This is a genomic window from Brevinematales bacterium, assembly GCA_026415355.1.
GTDB lineage: Bacteria > Spirochaetota > Brevinematia > DTOW01 > DTOW01 > SKYB106.
This window is the reverse complement of the sequence record JAOAHF010000002.1, coordinates 94,975-119,410: the sequence shown is the minus strand read 5'-3', so window position 1 is coordinate 119,410 and position 24,436 is coordinate 94,975. Positions and strand designations below refer to the sequence as shown.

The window sequence follows — 24,436 nt, the reverse complement described above, 5'->3', positions numbered from 1 at the left end:
GGAGGTTACTATGTCTTCTAAGACTAAAAGAACATATCAGCCTAGTAATCTTAAAAGATATAGAACCCATGGTTTCTTAGCTAGAATTTCAACTAAAGGTGGTCTTAAAGTACTTAAAAGAAGAAGACAAAAGGGTAGATGGAAGCTTACGGTTTCAGACGAAAAGTATAAGAAATAATCTTCTTTTATCTTAGGATTCCAATAAACTTCCTATTTACCTGAACATAGTTGTTTAGGTTGTTTTTCTATAAAAAGTAGAGTTTTTTATGAAATTATTAAGTATAAATTGAGTTTTATAATCTTTTCTGGTAGAAGACAAGACAGATTGATTTCTATTTTTAGAAGATTTTGACAATGTTGTTTTCGAAGATTAATTTTTTATAATCTGGAGTGATATATGGAAAAGAAAGTTGTTTTAATTACAGGTGCTACTTCTGGTATAGGTAGAGAAACTGCTAAGTTTCTGTCTAAAAAAGGATTTATTGTCTATGGTGTTGGTAGAGATTTATCAAAATCTCAAGACTTAAGAGAAATTGGTGTTATAATTGATTATATGGATTTAGAAGATGAGAATAGTATGAAGAGAGTTGTGGATAGAATAGTTAATGAGCAGAAGAGAATAGATGTTCTTGTTAATAATGCTGGTTATGGTGTTGCTGGTGCGATTGAGGACATACCTATTGAGGAAGCCAGAAGACAGTTTGAAGTCAATCTTTTTTCACAAATTAGATTAATTCAGTTTGTGTTACCTGTTATGAGACAAAACGGTGGAGGGAAAATAATAAACATAACATCTGTTGCTTCACTGATACCTTCTCCTATACTTAGTTGGTATTCTGCTTCTAAATCTGCTTTTGCTTTTATGTCTTTGGCTTTGAGAAATGAGGTCAAACAATTTGGTGTTGATGTTGTAGAGTTAGCACCTGGTGGTATTAATACGAATTGGCCTAATATTGCTATGGGTTATTTGGAAAGATTTTCAGAAGTGTCTGTATACTCTGGAATATCGAGAAAAATGTTTAAGTTTTTAGAGAATAGTATGAAGGTATCTCCTATTCCAGAGATAGTAGCTAAAAAGATATATAAAATAATAAATAAAAGAAAAACTAAGCCGAGGTATTTTGTACCTTCCTATGGTTATATCTTGGATTTTGTTTTGAGGCTAACTCCTAGAGGATCAATTGATAAGTTTTATGATTCAATTCTCAAATAGACGGGTTTTTCCAGCTTTACATTTGATCCACCTAGGTCACCGTCTTTTAGCAAAAATATGATGCCTGAAATGATTCTATGTATTCTATATAATGCATCAATAACTTTTTCTCCATCAAAAACATTCTTTTCAACTTCTATATCCTTTATTTTGTCAACTTTGAATTCTATTATTTCGTCAGGGTTTGATAGTATTGTCTTGTTATTTTCATAATCTTTTATAACCGTATTTAGTATATTTTCTATCCTGATAAAGAATTCAGATATATCCTTTCGTATTTCATACGATAATTTTGCTTTCTCTATACTTCTTGTGTTTAGAAGACCTGATTTCCTGGTAATTGGTATCATTATATCTGATTCTATGTTTTTGTAATCCTCAATAATTTTGTAATACTCATTTATTCTGCTTTTTATGCTTGTTATGTTGATATAGCTGTCATCAAGCTCTTTTTTTATATCAATTGTTTTGACTACATCGAATATAACGTTATACTTAGCTTTTAGTACTAAGATAGGGTATATGTTAGTTTCGTAAAATTCAATTAAGGCTTCTGTTATAGAAATCTTATCGTTGTATTCAACATATATATTTTTTCTCTTAAGTTTATCTTGAATTTTCTTTATATTTATTGAGTTTATAAACTCTATTCCTTCGTCAATAGGAGATGCTTTGTCTTTTTGTGGTTGTATTTCTTGTTTTTTATCATCAGGTGGTTTTTCTTCTATTTTTGAAATACCAACTTTTTCTGTTAAGTATCCTATGGTTTCTTCTTCCTTTATGTCTATGAACTTTAGAAGTTCTTCTGAGTTAAAAGTTTGTTCTCTTCCGAGCATCAATTCGACAATACATTTGATCTTTGGGAAAAAATCTACGTACAGAAATTCCCAGTTTCTGTAAAATAGTTTTTCAGTTTTTTGGAAATCATTTTTGGGTATATAGTTGTGAATTGCTCTAAGTCCTGTTGAAATTAGTACTTTTACTTGATCTTTATAAGGATACATAAGGTATAGTTTTTTGAATACATATCTTATGAAGTCTTTTAACTCTTCTGGTTTTGTTGTTTCCTTCGTTTGAGCGTATAGTTTGTATATCCGTTCGATTTTTTCAAATATTTCATTATTTGGAAACTCAGAAAGTCTATATATTAATTCAAAGCCTATAGGGTTTAGTGCGTTCAAACTTTTTTTAACAGCTAGAGTTAACTTTTCATCTTTTTGTGTTAGTAAGTAGCTTATTATTCTTAAATCGAAGAATGATGTCGGTATTTCTTTGACGAGTGTTTCGAAAAATTTTCTCTTGATGTAACCATTTAATTTAATTGTACTCTGTAAATACGCGTTTAAGAATACTTTTATTCTGTCGATAAAAGATGGTTTTGGTAATTGTTTATGTGATGTAGTTCTATTTTGAGATATAGTTGTTTTTTGAAGTATTTGGATTTTTTGTTGCTTTGAATATTGTTGAAGTACTTCTTCTCTTTTTCCTTCTTTTTCTTTTCGTATTTGTTCTTTTGCCTTTTGTCTTAGTATTTCTCTTTCAGTTAAAACTTTGCCGCCACTTTTTACAAATTCTTTGAATAACTTTTCTCTAGTTTCTCTATCTAAGTTATCTGCTCCTATGTTTGATCTTGTTTTATCAAGGTCGGACATCAGGAAAATTATACTATTTTAGAAATTATTTTTTCTACTAACTTAATCTAAAAAATTTACTTTAGGGAATTTTTTAATAGTTTTTTTGACTCAAGTTGAAAGAAAGGGTGATAGTTTAATATATTTATATAGAAAAGTTGAGCCGTTAGCTCAGGTGGTAGAGCACCGGCCTTTTAAGCCGGGTGTCGCTGGTTCGAGTCCAGCACGGCTCATATAGCATTTAATTGTAATGTCAGATGTTTTATCAAACTTATCTGAATTTAGGATGTTTTTCTTATCGGTTTTTTGCTAAAAAGTAGTATATGTGCGATTAGTTTGTTTTACTTTATTATCCAGTAGTAGGTGATTATAGTATTTAAAATGCCTTTTGTGTTGATTATTCCCACTAATTTAGTATATTTTAAGAATGAAGAATCCTAATAGGTTGATAAATGAGAAAAGTCCATACCTTCTACAGCACGCTTATAATCCTGTTGACTGGTATCCGTGGGGAGAGGAAGCTTTTGAAAAGGCTAAAAAAGAAGATAAACCAATATTTTTGTCAATAGGTTATTCTTCTTGTCATTGGTGTCATGTTATGGAACGAGAGTCATTTGAAGATGAAGAGGTTGCTAAAGTATTGAATGAGTATTATATCCCTGTCAAAGTTGATAGGGAAGAGAGACCTGATATTGACAATCTGTGCATGAATGTGTGCCTGATGATTAATGGTAGTGGAGGATGGCCTCTTAATGTGTTTTTGACGTCTGATAGAAAACCATTTTTTGCAACGACTTATATCCCAAGATATACAAAATACGGAGTAATGGGCATAGTGGATCTTCTAAAAACAATCTATAATGTTTGGATATCAAGAAGAGATGAAATATTAAATTCCTCTAATAACATAATTTATCTTTTGGATAAATACTTCAACAATCATGAGATGGTGACTATCGATACAAATATATACTCTGTCTCAAGCAAGACTATTGAAGAGTTGTTAGAATATTATCTAACGGTTGAAAATCCTAATTCTCGTAAATTTCCTACTTTCCACAACTTTATTTTGATATATGATTATCTTAAGGCAAATAAGGATGAAAAATTGATGAGAAAATCGTTAAGGGTGCTAAGAGAGATTAGGTTAGGTGGTATTTATGATCAGGTTGGAGGAGGATTTCATAGATATTCAACGGATGTGTATTGGATATTGCCACACTTTGAAAAAATGTTATATGATCAAGCGTTTGGAATTGTTGCATATTCGTTATTTTATGATCTTACGCATGATGAATTATTGAAACAGACTGTCATTGAGATTTTTGAATATCTGATTTCTAATCTTTTAGATAGGGAAGGTGGATTTTTATCATCTGAAGATGCTGAGAGTAATGGTTTTGAAGGTGAATACTACACTTGGAGTACTGATGAGATAAAGTTTTTGCTTGAGGATAGCTATTTGTTTTTTTATGATTACTTTTATCTTGAGGATGATGGTAATTTTCTTGAAGAAGCAACCAAAAAGAAAACTGGTAAAAATGTTTTGGTTTTTAAGAAGCGTTATGTAGATAGTTTGAGATATGATGAATATCTTAGGATTAAGTCCTTAATTAGTAGATTAAGGTTGGAGAGAGATAAGAGATCTAAACCATTAAAAGATAATAAGGTACTAACAGATTGGAATGGCATGGTTATATTTGCTCTTGCTTTGGCAGGAATTCTTTTGGACAGAGAAGATATGATAGAAACTTCTAAAAAGGCTGCTGAGTTCATAATTTCAAGACTTTATTTAGATGGAAACTTGTATCACAGATATTGTGATGGTGAGGTGGCAGTTGAAGGAATGCTTGATGACTATGCCTTTTTGGCTATGGGACTTTTTCAGCTTTACCAAGCGACTTTCGATGATAGATATCTTCAGTATGCGATTGAAATTACTAAAAAAGGTATTGAAAAATTCTTTGATAGTAAAAGCGGTGGTTTTTTTATCTCGAATAGTTATGAATTACCTATAAAAACTAAAGAATTTTCTGATTCTTCGTATCCTTCTGGAAATTCTGTTATGCTTAGAAACGTTGTTATACTTTATAACATAATTTGTGATAGTTTACTTGAGAATGTTATTCAGAGAACTGTAGATATTTCATATTCTTACTTTATTTCATCACTTTTGAGTTTTACATTTCTACTTTACTCGATAAACCTTTGGATGAGAGAACTAAACAAAGTAATTGTCGTTGATAAGGATGTAAAGGATGCTATTAAGATAGTAAAGTGCTTTCCGACAAATACTCTAATACTCTTAAAGAGTGGTTACCTGAATAGTGTATCAGGAATTTTTAGTAGCATTAAAGGTAAAGGATTTTTCGTGTGTAGAGGTAAAACTTGTTTACCAGAAGTTCAAGATGTTGATGATGTAATATCGAGAATTAGGAATTGTTGAAGATTTCTAGTGTTGCTGGATATTTCAAGAGATGGAAGATTTGTATCTTTCTTTGATTTTTTTTGAATATATTTAGTTTATAATGCTAGCTTTGCAAAAAGCGCTAAAGTATTTACATGCCAAGTTCATTAATTACATTTTCGTACAATCTGAAGCTACCTATTATTAGTGTGTTTATGTTTTCACAATTTACTTGGTCGGAGACTGATATGTTTCTAAATCCTATTTCTGAAAGTTCTGATTTTAGAGTATTACTTCCATCTGAGCTAGTTTGTTTTATTATTTCTACTTTTTGTATGTAATTTCTGTATTTACCAATAACTTTTGATATTCTTTTTATATCTTTGTCATTCATAAATGAAGCGATTAGTTTAAATTTATCATAGTTAAGTATTTTTAAGTAGTTTTCTATTACGGCATTTACAGATTTTGGGGAGTGAGCTACGTCAAAAACTATTAGTGGTCTTAGTTTTAGGATATCAAATCTACCTTTTATTCTGACAGGTAATGATTGTATGTAATGTGCTGGTATATCAAAAATTTTTCTTACTGCCTCGTACGATACTAATATATTCTCTACGAAATGCTTACCTATCATGGTTGTAGAAATGTTGAAAACATTCTCACTTGGTATATGTTTTACAGTTGCTATTGTTCCTTCGGAGTTTACCTCCGTTTTTAGTATTTTGTAAATATCATTTATGAATGTTAGTTCACAGTTTTTAATTCTTGATACTTCCTCTATTGTTTTCCTAGCGCTTTTTCTCTGACTAGATGATACTACTGGGATATTGGGTTTTATTATACCTGCTTTTTCATATGCTATTTTATCTAGTGTTTTACCTAGTACATTTGCATGATCGTAGTCTATAAGCGTGATGACTGATACTTTCGGAGTACAAAAGTTTGTTGAGTCAAGTCTGCCACCAAGCCCTACTTCTAAAACTATGTCGTGGATTCCTTTATTCTCGAAATATACCATAGCCATAACAGTCAGAAAGTCAAAAGTTGTTAGTTCTATATTATTTTTCTCAATAACTTCCCTTACTATTGTGGCTATTTCTGAGAAGTCTTCATTAGAGATATCTCTTTTAATACCGTTTTCTAAAATAGATATCCTTTCATTTACACTCAAAAGATGTGGAGATGTATATAAACCTACTTCTTGTTTGAGGAATTTTGACATTAAATAACTACAAAAGTACGAGACAGTTCCTTTACCTTTTGTACCTGCTACATGTATTATGTTTTTGGATTTGTAGTTTATACTGAGTAAATCAAGGGTTTTTTCAACATTCTGAAAACCTGTAATATTTTTGAACCTTCTGGAGTTTTCGAAGTCTGTAAGGGTATATATGTATTCAAGCGTTTTGTGATAATTTGTCTCTGACATAGCTTTTTCTCTGGGTGATTTTTATATTAAAGATTTTATATCCTGATTTAGTTTTTTCAAGTTATTCTTCATGTTAGTGATGAAATGTAAAATTTATTCATAAGCTGGTTGAAGTTTAGAAAATTCTTAATTTTGAGCTGTGATGTTTTTAATAATAATGTGATTTGTTGTTGTAAACTTTATTTTAAGTTATATTATCATATACTATATACTGGTAGGAGTTTATGGAGGGATAGTATGAAGTGTGTTATAGTTGGTGGAGTTGCAGGTGGAATGTCTGTAGCTGCTAGACTAAGGAGACTTGATGAGAGTGCTGAGATAGTAGTTTTTGAGAGAGGAGATTATATATCTTATGCAAACTGCGGTTTACCTTATTACATAGGAGGAGTTATAAAAGAGAGAGAGAATTTGCTAGTTCAGACTGTTGAAGGTTTTGTTAAGAGGTTTAATGTTGATATTAGGACTAGGAGTGAAGTTTTAAAAATAGATAGAGATAAGAAAGAAGTTTTGGTTAAGGACTTAAGGACTGGTAATGAATATACTGAGAAGTATGATAAACTTGTTTTATCGCCTGGTGCTATACCTGTCAAACCGCCTATACCTGGTATAGATTTATCTAACATATTTACCCTTAGGGATATAAAGGATACTGATAAGATAAAGGATTTTATTGATTTAAATAAGCCTCGTAGAGCCGTTATAGTTGGAGCGGGATTTATAGGTCTTGAGATGGCTGAAAACCTATCACACAGAGGTATTTTGGTTACTATTGTTGAGGCTATGGAACAAGTTATGGGGGTTATTGATTTTGAAATGGCTGCTTTAGTTCATCAACATCTCAAGACTAAAAACGTTGAGTTTTATCTAAAAGATAGTGTAGCTAGTTTTGATAAAGAAATTGATGGTAGAATATCTGTTAATCTAAGCAGTGGTAGGAAATTAACGGTTGATATGGTAATTCTTTCTATTGGTGTTAGGCCTGAAAGTAAATTAGCGAAAGAAGCAGGTCTTGAATTGGGGGAGAGGGGGCACATAGTTGTTAACGATTATTTACAAACTTCTGATCCTGATATATATGCTATAGGTGATGCTATTGAAGTTTACCACCCTGTAATAAAGAAGAGAATAGGTATTCCTTTAGCATGGCCTGCTAATTTACAGGGTAGAATTGTTGCGGACAACATTGTTTTTAACAACAAGAGAAAGTACAAAGGTTCAATAGGTACTGCAATTGCTAAAGTTTTTGACATAACTGTTGCTGTTACTGGTGCAACAGAGAAGCTACTTAGAAGAGAAGGAATACCTTACAAGTATATTATAATCCATCCTTCATCACATGCTGGATACTATCCTGGCGCTTTACCTATGTCTATTAAGCTTATATTTTCTCCTGATGATGGGAAGATACTTGGTGCTCAAGCAGTTGGTTATGAGGGAGTTGATAAGAGAATAGACGTTTTATCTACTGCTATACAGGCAGGATTGACCGTATATGATTTGGTTGATCTTGATCATGCTTATGCTCCACCATATTCGTCGGCTAAGGATCCTGTTAATATAGCAGGTTATGTTGCTGAAAATGTTCTAACTGGTAAGCAGAAAATAATAACGTGGGATGAATTTTTAAGTAGTGATAGATCAAACATTTTTGTTCTCGATGTAAGGACAAAGGATGAGTACGATTTGGGACATATTGATGGTGCTGTTAATATACCAGTTGATGAAATAAGAAACAATATTGATAAATTACCAAGAGACAAAAAGATAGTTGTATATTGTGGAGTTGGACTTAGAGCTTATGTTGCGTGTAGAATTTTATATCAGCACGGTTTTGAAGAAGTCTATAATTTTACAGGTGGTTATAAAACTTATGAAGTTGTGACTCAAAAGCAGGGTAATGAAGATATATTTGCTGGCTATAGAGTTGATTTATCTGATCTTGTAACTCAGGAACCGTTGAAAGAAGGTAATGGTATGGTAGTTGAAGTTGATGCTTGTGGGCTTCAGTGTCCAGGTCCTATACTTAAGCTAAGGGAGACGGTAGATAGAGTTCCTAGAGGAGCGAGATTAGTAATAAAAGCAACTGATCCTGGTTTTGCTAATGATGTAAAGGCTTGGGCTGATGTAACAGGTAATAAACTCTTATCTATAAAGCAAGAAAAAGGTGTTATAGAGGCAATTTTAGAAAAATCTTCTCAACAAACTATCTCTGATACAAGGGTTGTTTCAAACAGCGATTCTGCTACTATAATAGTTTTTGATGATGATCTAGATAGATTAATAGCGTCGTTTATCATAGCTAATGGTGCTTTGTCTGCTGGTAAGAAAGTGTCTATGTTTTTCACTTTCTGGGGGCTAAACGCACTCAAAAGAGATTCTAAAGTAAAAGTTGAGAAAGATCTTGTATCAAGAATGTTTGGTATTATGTTACCTAAGGGTACCAAAGATCTCAAGCTATCTAAAATGAATATGTTTGGTATTGGGCCTAAGATCATAAGATGGATCATGAAGAAAAAAAATATTGCTACACTCGAAGAACTTATACAGAATGCTATGAAAAGTGGAGTTGAAATAGTTGCTTGTCAGATGTCTATGGATGTTATGGGTATAAAAAAAGAAGAGTTGATTGATGGCATAAAAGTTGGAGGTGTTGCAACATATATAGCAAATGCTTCGAACTCGAATCTTAACCTATTCATCTAAGGGTTCATAGGATATGAAAATTTTATTTTCAAAGAGGTTTTGTGAAAACCTCACTTCCAATCCTAGTGTTATATCCAGTGGAATGAATATTTTTATTTTTGTAATGTAAGGATAAAGATGATATCCACCGAATACTCCGTTATATCCAAATCCTACGTTTAGTTTAGTGTAATTAATGTCTACTATTCTGATTTCTGAAAATATCTGTATTGTTGGATAGCTTAGTTGAGTTTTAAACATTGAAATGCATAACTTTTGTAAGAATTCACTGCTTACGAACTCAAGATAACATTTCAAGTCTAAGTTTGGATAAAATAGATTTAGTTTGCTAATATCAATTCCAGCTTTTAGGTTTTTAGTGATTTCAAAACTAGTGTTAAGTCCGCAACTCAGCTTAATTATTTGAGTTTGAAAGCTTACACCATTTATTTCAATTCTACCTAAAACTGAAATTTTGTTGAATTTAAAGCCACTATCTAGTATCGTTATGATGTCATATAGGTTGTTTTCTCCTTCGTAAATGTAGTAACTAGGGTTTACTAAATAGTAGTTTTTAAAGGATCCATAATCTGATAAATTGAACAAAGCATTAACTAATATGTTGTTATACTCTATGCCTACTTCTAGTTGAATATATTTTCTTATATCCGAAAACCCACTAGATAGTGTAACCGTATTGTAGTTGTTGAATGCATAGATGTTGATTGATATTATTAGACTAAAAATTATTGCTATAATATGCATTCTTTAGCTCTTCTTTTGTGATGATTATGCTTTCTTGGTTTTTAAAGCCTTTTATGATGAGTTTATTTTCTTTTATTACTTCTCCTATTACTCTGAACTTGAGGTTATAATGGTGAGATATTGTTTTGATAGTATCTAAGAATTCAGGATCGAATGAGAATATGCCTCTACTTTGGGTTTCTGAGAATAATGCTATTGTTGGATATACTGGTAATGAAGATAAGTCGATTGCTGCTCCTAATTCGGTATCTACCATGCTTTCGATGATTGATACTATTAATCCACCTTCTGATAGATCGTTTGCTGATGATATAAGTCCATGTTTTATAACAAACCTTGCAAACTCTTGTAGTTTCTTTTCAACTTCAAACTCTATTATAGGGGGTTTACCGCAGAGTTCTTTATCTAGGACCTTAAGTATTTCTGCCATACCGAAATCTTCTTTTGTTTCGTTACCAATTAAAGCTATAAGGTCTCCGGGTTTTTTGAATTCGCTATCTACTATTTTGCTTATATCGTCTATTATACCTACGCATCCTATAGTTATTGTGGGATAAATTGGCTTATTTTCGTATTCATTGTAGAGTGATGCATTTCCGCCTGTTACGGGTATATTAAGCTCTTTACAAGCTTTAGCTACGCCTTTTATGCCTTGTTGTATTTGATGTGATACGTTTTCATTATCAGGTGATCCAAAGTTCAAGCAGTTTGTTATTCCTGCAGGTTCTGCTCCTACGAATGATACATTTCTTGCTGATTCAGCTACTGCTACCATAGCCCCTATGTAAGGATGTGAGTACATATATCTACCGTTGCCATCAACTTTAATTGCTATTCCCTTATTCGTTCCTTTTATCCTAATTACGGAAGCACCAGCTTTGCCAGGTGGTATAACAGTGTTTGTTTGAACAGACCAATCATACTGCTCATATATCCATTTCTTTGAAGAGATATTCGGAGATGATATTAACTTTAGTATGGTTGATTTGTAGTCTTCTATGTTTACAGTAGGTTTTATATCTCTTATTCTTCTAACTTCTGGATCCTCTTTTGATGGTTTTAAGTAGAATGGTACCTCTTCTACGAGGTATTTAAGTGGTAAATCTGCTATTACTTTATCTTTATATTTTATCACACAGTGTTTTGTATTTGTTATTTTACCTATTACAGCCCAATCTAATTCCCACTTTTGTAGTATTTTTGATACTTCTTCTAGCTTTGATGGTTCCACTATTGCTAGCATTCTTTCTTGAGATTCAGATAACATTATTTCATAAGGAGTTATGTCACTAACTCTAACTGGTACTTTTTCAAGATTTAGTTCGATTCCAACCCCTCCTTTGGATGCCATTTCGCAAGAAGAGCTGGTTAATCCAGCAGCTCCCATATCTTGTATTGCTACTACAAGTTTTTTTTCCGCTAATTCGAGTGTTGCTTCTATAAGTTTTTTCTCAACGAAAGGATCTGCTATTTGGATGCTGGATTTATCCTCTTTTGAGGATGTATCAAGTTCTGCTGAAGCAAAAGTAGCCCCATGTACTCCATCTCTCCCTGTTTTTGCTCCGTAGTACACAACTAAGTTACCAATTCCCTTAGCTACTGACTTGACTAGGTTATCAATTTTTGTTATTCCGACGCACATTACATTGACTAAAGGATTTTTTTCATAAGCATCCTCGAAATAAACTTCTCCTGCTACTGTTGGTACTCCTATACAGTTTCCGTAATCTGATATACCTTTTACAACTCCTTCGATAGTATATCTTACCTCTGGTTTTGAAGGATTGCCAAATCTTAGAGAATCAAGAAGTGCTATAGGCCTTGCTCCCATAGCGAGTATATCTCTTACTATACCTCCAACACCTGTTGCAGCTCCTTGGTATGGTTCAACTGCGCTAGGATGATTGTGACTTTCTATTTTGAAAACTATTGCGATATCATCGACTTTTATAACACCTGCATTTTCTCCAGGTCCTTGGTAAATGTATTTACCTTCAGTTGGTAATTCTTTTAGTAATTTCCTGGTATGCTTGTATCCGCAATGTTCACTCCATAACGCACCAAACATCCCAAGTTCAACTTCATTAGGTTTTCTACCTAGGTAATTAATAATCATTTCATACTCTTCTAAAGAAAGGTTTAGAACTTCCAATTGCTTCTTAACGTTTTCTTCTATAGGTTTTACTTCAGTTGACATTTTTCTCTCCAGATAAGTTTTATAGCTATAATTATAAAATATCCAATCGTTTCTACTCAATTTGAAAGAAACTAGAATTTGATGAGTATTTTTAATTCCTTGATTTTTACTAGCTTTATGGTTAGAGTTATTATCTTAGTTTGGTAAGATAACTGTTCAGAAGTCAAAGCTTTTTCTATTTGTTAGTTATTTAATGTTAGTAAGAGTTAAGGCTATCTTTACATTAAGTACTGGTATATAACACCTATACCGTATTCATATACCATTACTCCGCCTAACCATCCTTGATATAATAGTAATAGTACTGAGAATGCTAGAATAGACAAATATATCCACCTAACTAGACTTTTTGCTTTTTCATCTTTAACTACTTCGTATAGTATTCTTATACCTAGTATTACAAGGTATATTATGCTGAGTATTATTCCTAGTATTTCATGAGCTTCGAATACTTCATGTGCTTCTTTTATAACGGGTTCTTGCATGTTATAGTAGATGTATAATCCACTTATTGTTCCTAATAATACTCCTCCTACTGCTACTATAACCATGAAAAGCTCTATTATGTCTGGTTTTCTTTTGGTTATAAGGTATAGTATTTCAGCTAGTAAAAGGAATATTGGGAATCCTATAGCGAAATGAGTTGTTGGTGGATGTAGTTTGGTAATGCTAGGATATACTTGTATTTTTTCAACTTCAGAAGCTGGTATTTTACCTTTGTCATGTGCGAATATTGATGTTGTTGATAATGTAACTAGTAAGATGGTTAGCAAAATTAATAGTGTTTTTTTCATAATTACCTCCTAAAATCTATTAGAAATGTTCATGATATCCTTTATAAAAAGAATACGGATGCCAGTCTTTTGAGACTTCTATATTTTCTTTTTTGAAATTCCCTATTGTAACGGGGGTGTATGTAGAACTCCATTCAAGTGATGGTGATTGCCAGGGATTTAATGTTGCTTTCTGATCTTTTCTAATAGATATAAATATGTTTACTACGAATAGTAATATTCCAATGAAAATTAGTACTGCTCCTACTGTTTGTATTTGATTTACTAATACCCATTCTGGTATGTTTGGGTAGTCTGCGTATCTTCTAGATATACCTAATACTCCTGAAAAAGTTTGGAAGAAATAAAATATATTTGCTCCGATGAAAGAAAGAGTAAAGGACCAGATACCTAGTTTTTCATTGTACATTTTACCTGTGACTTTTGGAAACCAGTACATTATCCCTGCTAAAGCTGCGAATGTAACTGACATTCCTAGAACATAGTGGAAATGTCCTACTACAAACATAGAGTCAGTTAATCCTAGGTTAGCTGAAACCATTGATAGTAGTACTCCAGTTAGTCCTCCTATAAGAAATGTGAAAAGTCCACCTAAGACGAATAGCATCGGTGTTGTAAGTTTTATTGATCCCTTGTACATGGTTGCAAGCCAGTTGAATATCTTTATACCTGTTGGTACACCTACTAGTATTGTAGTGTAAGAAAATGCAACTCTTGCCCAATCTGGTATTCCTGCTGCAAACATGTGATGAATCCACACAGTAAAGCCTATTAGTGATATAAGATATATTGCTATAACCATTGAAATATATCCAAATATAGGTTTTCTTGACATAGTTGCTATGACTTCAGAATATATTCCAAATGCTGGTAATATCATAACGTATACTGCTGGATGTGAATAAAACCAGAATATGTTTTGATAAAGTAATGGATCTCCTCCTACTTCAGGATTAAAAAAGTTTGTACCTATATACTTGTCTAGAAATAATAGATTTACCGCTCCTAAGAATGCTGGAACACCAAATAACTGTATTAAATTTGCTCCTAGTATAGTATGTACAAATAGGTTTACTTTTCTTAGGTTCATTCCTTTTGCTCTCATAGATAGTATTGTAGCAACAAAATTAACAGATCCTGCAGTTGCAGCTATTCCATATAGGTTTATAATGAGTGTATAAAATGCTACAGGACCTGCATTAGGATTATTAGCAAATGGTGGATATGCAGTCCATAGTGTCTTTATCCAGTTTCCAGGTATCATGGTAAGTAATACCATGACACTTGCTCCAAGGAATACCCAATAGCTAAAAGCATTTAACCTTGGAAATGCTACATCCTTTGCTCCTATCATAAGTGGTACAAGAAAATTACCGAATGCTCCAGTCCATACTGCTACTGCCCACCACAAAAGCATTAATACACCATGTCCGGTAAGTAGGAAGTTATAAAGATCTGCTCCTTCTTGACCTGCTATACTAGGCAACTGTATACCAGGATTTGTGAGTTCATACCTTATAAGCATTCCCATTATTCCTGCTATGAGAAAAAAAGCAAAGGATGTGAAAAAATATAATATTCCTATCTTCTTGTGATCTGTAGTAAATATCCACTCTTTAAGACTTCCTGAATACCAAGGTTTATCATCATGTTTTTTCGTATCTTTTTCTTCACTGAGTATTTCTTTTTTGATATTCTCCATATATACCTCCAATCATTACTTTTGAGAAAGCCATTTATTAAACTCTTCCTCGTTTACTACTTTTAGTACAGCAATCATATAGGAATGCCAACTACCACAGTATTCTCGACAAAAAGCATAATACTCTCCTTCTTTATTTATCTGAAACCACATGTAAGTTATTCTACCTGGAACTACATCTTCTGTTATCATTGCTGGTTGAACATAAAATGAGTGTACTACATCTCTTGAAGAAAGAAGTACTCTTATTTTTCTGCCTACTGGTAAATAAAATTTTTCCTCTTCAGATTTTTCGAATGGTTTTTCTGGATTGAATGATGTGACTACGGTTTTGCCGTTTTCGTATTCTATTTCCCATCCCCACATAAAAGCAGTTATTTTTACTTCAATACCATCTGCAGGTAATGTCCTTTGGTACATGAAATTTGCAAATGAGTAGGTTGCTAGAAATATTGCGAGTATAGTTGGAATTACAATCCAAACTATCTCAAGTGTAGTGTTACCTTCAATATGAGCTCCTTCCTCGTTTTTACCCTTTATATACCTGTATCTTATAACTATGTATATTCCTATTACTAATATAGAAACAAAGAATATTATTGATGTAATAAGCCAAACTAAGTAAGAATTTTCCCAATATGCTCTAGGTTGGGCTATGTTTTCAGCAGTATTTAGAAAAGGGAAAATCATTTTTGAAAGTAAATCCAATATCATTCTGTTCTCCTCCTAGATAGTATTATTGAAATTGTGACAGTGATTCCAACTAGGATAATTCCTATACTACCAAAAATTATGGTAGGATTAATTAGGTATTGTCTCGTTTTGATGTCATAGGAGTAACATACTAAGAATGCTAAGTCTATTATTGAGTTTATAGAAAACTTACTTATGCTTGCTTCTGCGAGTGCTAGGGAAATATTACCTTCTTTGGGATTAGACCCTAAAAGGTATCTGGTTATTTTGCCTTCAGGTGATAAGAATATCAAGACTAGAGTATGTACAAAAGTATTATCCCTAACTGAGAAGAAAAACTTGAAACCAGTTGAATTTGTAAAATTATTTAGGCTATCTTTGGTTAGTATAGCATATTTTACTCTAGGGTCTTTATAATTTCTTGAATGTAATTCTTTAAATTCTTTCATGGTTTGAAGTGTATCATTGTAATCAAATGATAGAACTAGAAGACTAAAATCTCTTTTTATATTTTGTATACTGTTCAAAGTACTGTGTAATGTTAATGGACATCCTGTTGTACAGTTAAAAAAGATAGGTAGTATTATTGTTGGTTTACCTTTCGTAAAATTTTTTATTGAATTTGTTGAACCATCTTCAGTTATGAAATTAAAATCTTTTGTTATCTTTCCAATATAGTTTTTTTCATCTATTACCATCACATTTGGATCTAGGAATGATGTAGTATGTTTCATAGATGGTGTTGAATATAAAATATTTTCTATGAATAATATCAATACTATAGCTAAATGCCATTTCATTCTAAAACCTCCCATATCCACCTAGTAGGTATGCAGTTGATGCTACTAGAAGCCAAGCAATGTCAACAAAATGCCAATACAAGCTACCTGCCTTTATTGGTGTAATGTATCCTAATGCTTTATTTGAGTTTATAAGTAGGATTATTTGTATCAAAATACCTACTAAGACATGAGATGCATGAATACCTGTTAGTGAATAAAATATTGTTCCGAATATACTCGATGATATTGTGAATCCTTCTTCCCATAAGTGTGTCCATTCGTAAGCATGGATAGCTAAAAATGTACTACCTAATAGTATGGTTAGTATAAGGCCTAACTGGTATCCTTTGAGATTATTATTTTCAAGGGACTTTTTTGCTTTCCATATTGTGTAACTAGATGTCCACAATATAAGTGTTAAAAGTCCAACTAAATAGTAGTTAAACTTAGGTATTGATAATATCCATTGATCAAAGTATTGTACTCTAGCAGATATGAAAGATACTATTATTACTCCAAATATTATAGTTTCAGCACATATAAACCATATTGTACCTCTAGCACCAAGTTTTTCATCTCGGCCTATATAAAATATTTCTCTAGTCCAACCTGCTGAACTGAATACTATTATCGCTAGACTAGCTCCTATTATTATTGTTCCAACTAATTGAGAGTTATAAACAAAGTAAAATAATATACCAATAAATATTAGAAATACCGAAATAGCAGAAATAAAAGGCCATATACTTAGGTGTTCTTGAGATTCAATTTGAAATCCTACATTTTTTATAGTGTTTTTCATGGTATAAATAATATTAAAAACACTTTTTAAATTCAATAGAATTTTTCTAGAACTATGAAGACCACGAATTACATATTTGGTAGTGATGTTCTTGAGTTATTTAACAGATACTAACCGATTTTGGTATGGAATTCTTTGTAAGTTTAGAGTACTTATGGTTGCTGATTTGATAAGCTTGAGGGGGTATCCCCCTTTTAAGATTACTTACTTTATGAGTATAAATTCAACTCTTCTGTTTCTTGCTCTACCTTCTTCTGTATCATTTGGTGCTATAGGTCTATCGAATGAGTATCCTTCTGTTGTTATTCTATCTTCTCGCAATCCGTTCCTTACGAGTTCTCTTTTGACTGATTCTGCTCTTGCTTTTGATAGTTTTAGGTTGTAGTCATAAGATCCTATGTTATCTGTGTGTCCTTCTACTCTTATTCTATATCCTCCAAATTTTTTGAGTTTATCTGCTACCCTTCTTACTATTTGAGCTCCTTTGGGAGTTAGTTCTGCACTGTTAAATGCGAATTCAATGCTATGTACTCTTATTTTATATCCATATGGTGTTACTTCAATTAGTATATCAGTTGGTAAAACAGCAGGTCTAACGGATGTTTTATTGCCTAACTTGTCTGAAATTTCGAAACTTAAGGGATATTCTTCTGCACTGTCAACTAAATCTCCGTTATCTCCTGTACCATCCCATATTATTTCTGTTGGTGGAATTCCGCTACCTTTAAATTCTTTGAAGACTTTTTTACCATTAGGATACCATATTTTAAATACCCAGTTTTCTATCTCGGAATCGTCTGAAACGTTTATTTTGAAAGTGACCTCATCATCAACTCCGTCATTGTCTGGTGAAAATATCGATGGCTCAAAAGATATTTTTGTTTGAGGTGGAGTTATATCTAATTTTACTGATATTTCAGGTGATACTGGTTTATTACCGTCTATATATTCTGCATCAGCATATATTATATACACATCATCTTGTACTATGTTTCCTGTGTTATCTGTTCCATCCCATATTATGTTTGTTATAAACCTTCCGCCTTCCATGTTCCAGCTTCTTAGGACTTTTCCAGTTCTTGGATCTTTGACATATATATTAAGCTTTTGAAGGCCGTTGAAATCGTCGATAAATATATTTATGTTTGCTTTGTCAAATATTCCATCGTTGTTTGGTGATATTTCGTATATATCTGAAGATATAAGGATATTTCTGAGTTTAGTTGATATTAATATACCTTTTATGTTTGTTATGAAGATATTTCCTGCTAAGTCTTCACCTTTGAGATAGAAAGTGTAGTTTCCGTCTGGTAATAATTTCCCATTATCTCCTAATCCTGTCCACACTATCTTATCCTGTGGAGTGATTCCTAATTTCCAAGTTTTTAGTTTGTTATCTTTTTGATCTTCTATCCAACACTCCCATTCATCTCCTGTTGTAAGATTTCTTAGAAAAAATGTTATATCATCTTTATTTCCATCTCCATTTGGTGAAAATATTAGGTATGGTACTGATACACTACCTATTGGTGGTGTATTGTCAACTATAACTCTGAATATCTTTGATGCTGATTCATTTCCTTCTATATCCTTAGCAAATACTTGTAATGTATATTCGCCGTCTGGTACAACTTTACCTTTTGTGTCTGTTCCATCCCAGTGTACAAAGTTTGGTACGTTTACAGATTCTTTTGGTATGAATAATCTTCTAAACAACTCTTCAAAGTCCAAGGAGAAATCTCTTCTGATTTTAGATTCAATTGTTTTTACAACATTACCTTTGTTGTCTTTGATTATTATTTTCCACTCTCTTAGAATACCACTTTCCTGAATGTTTAGATTTATTTTCACTTTATCTTTTCTACCATCATAGTTGGGAGAGATATAAATTGTTTTTTGTTCGGTTGCTGTTCCAAAGTTTAAGAATTTTAGATTTTTTGATAGGTTTACATTGATTGTATTTTGAGTGTTTTCTTTTGCTGTATCTAGGTTTATTTCAATTTTGGGTGGAGTGGAATCTATAGTTCCCAATGCAAAATCAAATCCAAACCAATGTCCTATGTCTCTTATTCCTGAGGATGAATTTACTATGTTGAGTAATGAATAATGAAACCTAATGTCAAGTCTTTCTATACCCCATTGTCTTTCTATAGCATATCTCAGTGTTGTTCCTACTCCCCATCCAAGTCTGTTGTTACCTGCTAGTCCACCTCCTTTTATTATTATAGTATCTAGTATATTTATTTTGAGTCCGCTGTTTACTTCAGCGTTAAGTCCCCATGCACCTAAAGTAACTCCTGCGTCAACTGAAAACTTGACAGGATCGGTTCTCAAAAACATTAAGTCAATACCACTTTTGAGAGTAGGTAATGATGGAAAAGGGTCATAGTTTGATATGATAACAGGTAATCCTAGATTCAAAAGGGAAGTTCCCCAAGAAAGATCCTTTAATCCAAGACCTGGGGTGAAATCTCTTATAGGTTTGTAAGTGAAACCTAAGTTTATACCTATGCTTACTCCACTAGTTGCAGTAATTCCAAAGCCTATGCCAAGTTCATCGGCAACATCCTTTGAGAATGCTAGTGTACCACCAAAGATATTAGGTCCTGATGGTAATCCATAGTAGAGTAATTGTCCTGAAAATGTACCTATTAGAGTAGGGTATGATATTCCTAGTATTCCATAAGTACCAGTTGAAGTAAATCCACCTAATGAAGTTGTTATCGAAAATTGCTTTAGGTAAGCGCCTGAAGAGGGGTTTATGAGTATTGAAGAGGAAGTTTCTGTGTTTGCTAAACTACTTCCTCCTACAGCTTGATCGTTTGCAGATATGTTGGCATTTAGAAATTCACTACCTTTTACTAAGTCGGCGAAAAGATTGTAACTGATGACACTCAAAAATAGGATTGATGCTACTATTTTTTTCATATACACCTCCTTAAGTACTTTTTATGTATTCTAAATATAACCATTTGTCTTTTAAAAATAAAGCTGAGTTGTAAGTATGACTTGTTTTAATAAAAAATTCGCTTTGATTTTTAGATAAGGTGTTAAAAATAAATTTAGCATGTCTATTTCCGAAGTATTATACTGAAAGTTGAAAATGGGTAGTATGGTTTTATGAGAATCGAGTTAATTGTGATAAATCTTATTTTGAAAGTTAGTTTGGTTGTTTTTGCGTTTAGTTCATCTTATGCTAATAGCATCGTGTTATGTTATCATAAGATTGGTTACTCTATGAAAGATATATACTCTGTTTTACCAGAGATGTTAGAGCTTCAAATTCATGAAGCAAATAAAATGAATTTTAAACTAGTTGGCTTGGATTACTTTACGAATACTATGGCTACTTCAGAATACACTATTTCAATAACATTTGATGATGGATGGAAGTTACCTCAAAGAACTATTGAATTTCTAAAATCTAAAAATACGAGGACAACATTTTTCATATATCCAAAAGTTATTGGGGGTAAGGATTTTTTTTCTTGGGATGAGATAAAAGGCTTATCTTCTAGTGGTTTTATAATTGGCTCTCATAGTTATTCTCATCTTTTTCTAAAGGATTTACCGAGTGATATACTCTACCAAGAAGTTGTGTATTCCAAAAAATATATAGAAGATAAGGTAGGTATCGAAGTGTTTGCTTTTGCTTATCCATTCGGTGTTGGAGATAGTTCTGCGTATAAACTTGCTTCAAAAACATATAAAGTTTCTTTTACAGTTGATGATAGTCCTATTGTGGGTAGTAAATCAAAGTATTATAAGTTACCAAGATATATTATATTCAACCATACTACTTTGGGTCAGTTTAGAGAGTTTTTAGATAGTGTTTATGGAAATTCCAATCTTGACTATAGGGTTTATCATGTGAAAAGTGAAGTAAAAGGTCTGAAGGCAAAATTGTATCACTTTCCTGTGGAGTATCCAGAATTTTCTGTTCTAGTTGTTCCTTCAATGTATGTTGGTCCTTCTTGGTTTAAACCTATGATTGATAGATTAAGAGAGTATAATGTTGATGTGTGGGTTTTTTATAGTGAAGTATATAGTTTTCCTTTTTACAAGTATGAAGTCTATTATGATTTGATTAAGGATATTACATTGCAAGGTGTGAGTAAGTCTCTCGAAAGTGTACTGAATATTTTACCTAGCAGAAATGTAATTATTATAACTTGGGGTGATGGGTTTGACCTTCTTTTTTATTGCTTTAATCGTATGCCTTTGAAAAAAATCCTGAAGATCCTGGCAATTAATCCATCAATTTTGGAAAGTAAAACGTTGATGGATTTGGAATCTAATATAAAGCTTTATAATTCTCTTATTTCACGTGGCAAATACGATTTTAATAATGTTTCTGAAGGAGTTAAAGTATCAGTTCTTCTAAACTTAGCTTACATTAGTCCTTATTCAAAAACACCTTTCAGTAAAGAGTTTGGAGACAAAGTTAATATTAAAGTATTTATTGATTATGTTGGTGCAAATATAAACTTGAAGTTTTCTCACTTGGAAGAAGAGAAAGTTAGAGATATTATTTATAAGATTCAATGGTCGCCTTTTCTGGTCTTCTCATTCATACAGCCTATATCCTATTTTTTAGGGTTAAACCAGTTTTGGAAGTCTATTTTGAAAGAAGGCCGTAGAATTAACTACGATCAGAAGATTTTGGTTATGTACAATGATAACTTTGAATACAATGTAAGAGTTATTACTAACGTAGTTCCATCCATAGTAGAGAAGTTTAATCTATCAACTGTTGAAATGTTTTTGTCAGGTGATGTTTTTTTGAAGATACTAGATTTCATCAAGAATTAGAGGTGACTATTAGTACTAAGATATAATTGTTTTTCCTCTGATCATGGTTAGAGTAATTAATTTTAGAACTTTTGTTGGTAGTGTTTTTTGGTAAAAGTTAAGATTTTTTGTATACTTAAGTTTGATGATAATTGTTTTAGAATAAAACCTTTTATCAAACTTTACATGTTACTTGTGTAATTACATATTTTAGGTATGCTAGTTGGAGTTTTTAGGGTAGCGGCCTAAAGTCGAATTTGTAGAACTCTTTTGCTTGTATATTAAATAATATCCCGCTTATAGTTTTCCTATCTTTTTTATTATCTCGGTAGGCACATAAATACGACCATAACATTATGTTATCGTTGTTTTCTTTAAGCCAGTAGTCAACTCTTTGGATTAAGTTTTCTGCTATATATAGCACTATATAAGTTTTCTCGTTTTGCCATAGGGATAATATTTTTGTATCTCCGTAATTTGCTACTTGAAACTTTACAAATCTCTTCTGATATTCCTTAGTTGGTAATAAGTATAATACTTCCATTCCTTCCATGAAAGGAATAGTTAGTCTTGATAGATTGATATTTGTTTTTTCATTTGTGATGTTAAGTATTAATGAATTATTCGATAATATCAAAAAGGATGATACTTTATCAATCCCTATATACTCTTTTGAAAACTCTTGTATGTATGTTGAGTAAACTTCAAGGTTTGGTAGTGATAAGTTTATATAGGTTGAATTTATGATTTTTTCGAAGTATTCCCTATTAGTTTCTGACATGTCAATCAAAAAACCAAAGACGTTCACCGATAGCATTAGAAATACGATTATTATTTTTTCCCTTATCATACATACTAATTATAAACTCATTACATTTGCTTTTTCTAAATATACTGTTGTTATATCTTCTTGGGTTAGAGTATTATTCTAACTTTGTCTCAAGGTAGTGTTAGTTTGTTTAAGTAAACAACTGATTCTGTTTAGTACACAACTGGATGCCATGTATATTATTTGCAAAAATATCTTTCCTGATGCCTTAAATCAGTGTTTTAAGCGTACTATAATAACATAGTATTTCATAGATAGGATTTTCACTTAGAATGGTTGTACCAAGATTTTCTGATGTTATTGTGTTTGAGTTCAAATTTATATTTTGGCAAATTCGTGTAAAGTTAGTGTTTTACCTACGGCTTTTTGAGCGTAGAAATGGTTCTTTCAGTGAGTAAGTGTTTATCTAAAAAATTGATATGGGGTCGTATTTTTCATGTTTCAAGTTACTACTATATTTTTGGGAGATTATGTTATATAGTGTGATATTGTTGTATAATCCTATTTTCTTTGAAAAGCGAGGTTAAATCTTACTTCTTAGAATAAGATTTAGAAGTCAAAATATTGTTTTAGTGAGAAATATCTATCACCTGAATCTGGAAGTATGGTTAGTACTTTTTTGCCTTTGCCAAGTCTCTTTGCAATTTTCAATGAAGCGAATACATTAGCACCCGAAGATATACCTGCAAATATGCCTTCACCAACTGCAAGTGCTTGTGTTGTTTTGTATGCATCCATGTCTGATACTTTTATTATTTCGTCTATTACATTTAAGTCAAGTATTGATGGAATAAATCCTGCTCCTATACCTTGGATTCTATGAAAGCCTGGTTTACCTCCACTTATTACTGGAGATCCTTCTGGTTCGACAGCAACTACTAGGGTATTTAGACAGTTCCTTTTTAGTACCTTACCGACTCCTGTTATAGTGCCTCCTGTTCCAACTCCAGCAACAAAAGCATCTATGTTGCATCCCATACTCTCTATTATTTCGGAAGCAGTAGTTTCTTCGTGTATCTTTGGGTTTGAAGGATTAGAAAACTGGTCTAGCATTATAGAGTTAGGAATTTTTATCAATAAATCTTTTGCTTTTTGTATTGCTCCATTCATACCAAGTTCTCCAGGTGTAACTACTACCTCAGCTCCATAGTTCTCAATTATGTAAACTCTCTCCAAACATAGAGTTTCAGGTATGACGATTATAGATTTGTATCCCTTAGCACTAGCTATTAAGGCTATAGCAATACCTGTGTTACCACTGGTTGGTTCTATTATAACACTGTCTTCTCTTAGTAATCCCTTGTTTTCTGCATCTCTAATCATCCCAAAAGCTACTCTGTCCTTTATGGATCCGCCTGGGGACATAAACTCTAGTTTAACATAGACATCGGCCATATTTTCGTCTACTAACTTGTTCAATTTGACAATTGGTGTATTAAAAAATAAATCAAGTATGCTATTACCTACCTCTGTCCCAGATTTTATGCTTGTTCTGTTACTTATATTGCTTTTCATATGATTAATTATGATTTTATATATTTGAATTTTTCAACTTTTTTAATTATTTATTTTTGATTAAGTAAATTGTAGTTTCGTATAAAATTTACGATTGGTAAGTAGGAGAGTTTTAGGTGGCATATACTGGATTGTTAGTTAATTTGGTTTTACTAGTTTTGAAATAATTTTTTGTTAGAGTTGTTTCCTTATTTCCTGAAA

At 32.1% G+C, this 24,436-nt stretch carries 17 protein-coding genes and 1 tRNA gene; 6 read left to right on the top strand and 12 right to left on the bottom strand.

What is annotated here, in order from left to right:
- Window positions 1-10 precede the first annotated feature (10 nt).
- Window positions 11-178: a 50S ribosomal protein L34 gene (gene rpmH, locus N2712_01210; protein MCX8028600.1), complete on the top strand. Its 168-nt coding sequence runs from the start codon at window positions 11-13 to the stop codon at window positions 176-178.
- Window positions 179-397: 219 nt separating this feature from the next.
- A complete protein-coding gene (locus N2712_01205) occupies window positions 398-1,213 on the top strand; it encodes an SDR family NAD(P)-dependent oxidoreductase (protein MCX8028599.1) in 816 nt (271 codons plus the stop codon).
- Here N2712_01205 and N2712_01200 read toward each other — a convergent pair.
- Window positions 1,192-2,865 (bottom strand): hypothetical protein, encoded by a 1,674-nt coding sequence (locus N2712_01200; GenBank protein MCX8028598.1) that lies wholly within the window; start codon window positions 2,863-2,865, stop codon window positions 1,192-1,194. The genes N2712_01205 and N2712_01200 overlap by 22 nt on opposite strands.
- Window positions 2,866-3,004: 139 nt before the next feature.
- On the opposite strand from N2712_01200, the gene N2712_01195 reads away from it, so the two are divergent.
- Window positions 3,005-3,077 (top strand) — tRNA-Lys (locus N2712_01195).
- Between the two features lie 194 nt (window positions 3,078-3,271).
- Entirely contained in the window at window positions 3,272-5,290 is a 2,019-nt protein-coding gene (locus N2712_01190; GenBank protein MCX8028597.1) for a thioredoxin domain-containing protein, read from the top strand.
- A 112-nt stretch (window positions 5,291-5,402) separates the two neighbouring features.
- On the opposite strand, the gene N2712_01185 is transcribed toward N2712_01190, so the two are convergent.
- Window positions 5,403-6,683, bottom strand: a complete 1,281-nt coding sequence (locus N2712_01185; GenBank protein MCX8028596.1) for a Mur ligase family protein — start codon at window positions 6,681-6,683, stop codon at window positions 5,403-5,405.
- Window positions 6,684-6,920: 237 nt separating this feature from the next.
- On the opposite strand from N2712_01185, the gene N2712_01180 reads away from it, so the two are divergent.
- Window positions 6,921-9,386: a CoA-disulfide reductase gene (locus N2712_01180; GenBank protein MCX8028595.1), complete on the top strand. Its 2,466-nt coding sequence runs from the start codon at window positions 6,921-6,923 to the stop codon at window positions 9,384-9,386.
- On the opposite strand, the gene N2712_01175 is transcribed toward N2712_01180, so the two are convergent.
- The 8 genes from N2712_01175 to N2712_01140 form a co-directional block, all read right to left on the bottom strand.
- Window positions 9,375-10,130, bottom strand: a complete 756-nt coding sequence (locus N2712_01175; protein ID MCX8028594.1) for a hypothetical protein — start codon at window positions 10,128-10,130, stop codon at window positions 9,375-9,377. The genes N2712_01180 and N2712_01175 overlap by 12 nt on opposite strands.
- Window positions 10,105-12,327, bottom strand: coding sequence for a phosphoribosylformylglycinamidine synthase subunit PurL (gene purL, locus N2712_01170; protein ID MCX8028593.1), 2,223 nt, complete (start codon window positions 12,325-12,327; stop codon window positions 10,105-10,107). The genes N2712_01175 and purL overlap by 26 nt, the downstream gene beginning before the upstream one ends.
- Before the next feature lie 218 nt (window positions 12,328-12,545).
- Window positions 12,546-13,121 (bottom strand): DUF2231 domain-containing protein, encoded by a 576-nt coding sequence (locus N2712_01165; protein MCX8028592.1) that lies wholly within the window; start codon window positions 13,119-13,121, stop codon window positions 12,546-12,548.
- Between the two features lie 19 nt (window positions 13,122-13,140).
- Window positions 13,141-14,823, bottom strand: coding sequence for a cbb3-type cytochrome c oxidase subunit I (locus N2712_01160; protein MCX8028591.1), 1,683 nt, complete (start codon window positions 14,821-14,823; stop codon window positions 13,141-13,143).
- Between the two features lie 15 nt (window positions 14,824-14,838).
- Window positions 14,839-15,537, bottom strand: a complete 699-nt coding sequence (gene coxB, locus N2712_01155; GenBank protein MCX8028590.1) for a cytochrome c oxidase subunit II — start codon at window positions 15,535-15,537, stop codon at window positions 14,839-14,841.
- Window positions 15,534-16,316 carry an SCO family protein gene (locus N2712_01150; protein ID MCX8028589.1) on the bottom strand — a complete coding sequence of 261 codons (783 nt, stop codon included), beginning with the start codon at window positions 16,314-16,316 and terminating at the stop codon, window positions 15,534-15,536. The genes coxB and N2712_01150 overlap by 4 nt, the downstream gene beginning before the upstream one ends.
- A 1-nt stretch (window position 16,317) precedes the next feature.
- Window positions 16,318-17,100, bottom strand: a complete 783-nt coding sequence (locus N2712_01145) for a heme-copper oxidase subunit III (GenBank protein ID MCX8028588.1) — start codon at window positions 17,098-17,100, stop codon at window positions 16,318-16,320.
- Window positions 17,101-17,304: 204 nt separating this feature from the next.
- A complete protein-coding gene (locus tag N2712_01140; protein MCX8028587.1) occupies window positions 17,305-18,150 on the bottom strand; it encodes an OmpA family protein in 846 nt (281 codons plus the stop codon).
- Between the two features lie 2,070 nt (window positions 18,151-20,220).
- Here N2712_01140 and N2712_01135 point away from each other — a divergent pair.
- Entirely contained in the window at window positions 20,221-21,912 is a 1,692-nt protein-coding gene (locus N2712_01135) for a polysaccharide deacetylase family protein (GenBank protein ID MCX8028586.1), read from the top strand.
- 211 nt (window positions 21,913-22,123) lie between these two features.
- Here N2712_01135 and N2712_01130 read toward each other — a convergent pair whose 3' ends face one another.
- Both N2712_01130 and cysK read right to left on the bottom strand, forming a co-directional pair.
- Window positions 22,124-22,741, bottom strand: a complete 618-nt coding sequence (locus N2712_01130; protein MCX8028585.1) for a hypothetical protein — start codon at window positions 22,739-22,741, stop codon at window positions 22,124-22,126.
- A 528-nt stretch (window positions 22,742-23,269) separates the two neighbouring features.
- Window positions 23,270-24,235, bottom strand: a complete 966-nt coding sequence (gene cysK, locus N2712_01125) for a cysteine synthase A (GenBank protein MCX8028584.1) — start codon at window positions 24,233-24,235, stop codon at window positions 23,270-23,272.
- Window positions 24,236-24,436 lie beyond the last annotated feature (201 nt).

Bases quoted from the DNA above. Each gene is read 5' to 3' on its own strand.
- N2712_01185 (MCX8028596.1), bottom strand. From the start codon at position 6,683: ATGTCAGAGACAAATTATCACAAAACGCTTGAATACATATATACCCTT.
- N2712_01145 (MCX8028588.1), bottom strand. From the start codon at position 17,100: ATGAAAAACACTATAAAAAATGTAGGATTTCAAATTGAATCTCAAGAA.
- rpmH (MCX8028600.1), top strand. From the start codon at position 11: ATGTCTTCTAAGACTAAAAGAACATATCAGCCTAGTAATCTTAAAAGA.
- N2712_01130 (MCX8028585.1), bottom strand. From the start codon at position 22,741: ATGATAAGGGAAAAAATAATAATCGTATTTCTAATGCTATCGGTGAAC.
- N2712_01205 (MCX8028599.1), top strand. From the start codon at position 398: ATGGAAAAGAAAGTTGTTTTAATTACAGGTGCTACTTCTGGTATAGGT.
- N2712_01135 (MCX8028586.1), top strand. From the start codon at position 20,221: ATGAGAATCGAGTTAATTGTGATAAATCTTATTTTGAAAGTTAGTTTG.
- N2712_01200 (MCX8028598.1), bottom strand. From the start codon at position 2,865: ATGTCCGACCTTGATAAAACAAGATCAAACATAGGAGCAGATAACTTA.
- N2712_01140 (MCX8028587.1), bottom strand. From the start codon at position 18,150: ATGGAAGGCGGAAGGTTTATAACAAACATAATATGGGATGGAACAGAT.
- N2712_01180 (MCX8028595.1), top strand. From the start codon at position 6,921: ATGAAGTGTGTTATAGTTGGTGGAGTTGCAGGTGGAATGTCTGTAGCT.
- N2712_01190 (MCX8028597.1), top strand. From the start codon at position 3,272: ATGAAGAATCCTAATAGGTTGATAAATGAGAAAAGTCCATACCTTCTA.
- N2712_01165 (MCX8028592.1), bottom strand. From the start codon at position 13,121: ATGAAAAAAACACTATTAATTTTGCTAACCATCTTACTAGTTACATTA.
- purL (MCX8028593.1), bottom strand. From the start codon at position 12,327: ATGTCAACTGAAGTAAAACCTATAGAAGAAAACGTTAAGAAGCAATTG.
- N2712_01175 (MCX8028594.1), bottom strand. From the start codon at position 10,130: ATGCATATTATAGCAATAATTTTTAGTCTAATAATATCAATCAACATC.
- cysK (MCX8028584.1), bottom strand. From the start codon at position 24,235: ATGAAAAGCAATATAAGTAACAGAACAAGCATAAAATCTGGGACAGAG.
- coxB (MCX8028590.1), bottom strand. From the start codon at position 15,537: ATGATATTGGATTTACTTTCAAAAATGATTTTCCCTTTTCTAAATACT.
- N2712_01150 (MCX8028589.1), bottom strand. From the start codon at position 16,316: ATGAAATGGCATTTAGCTATAGTATTGATATTATTCATAGAAAATATT.
- N2712_01160 (MCX8028591.1), bottom strand. From the start codon at position 14,823: ATGGAGAATATCAAAAAAGAAATACTCAGTGAAGAAAAAGATACGAAA.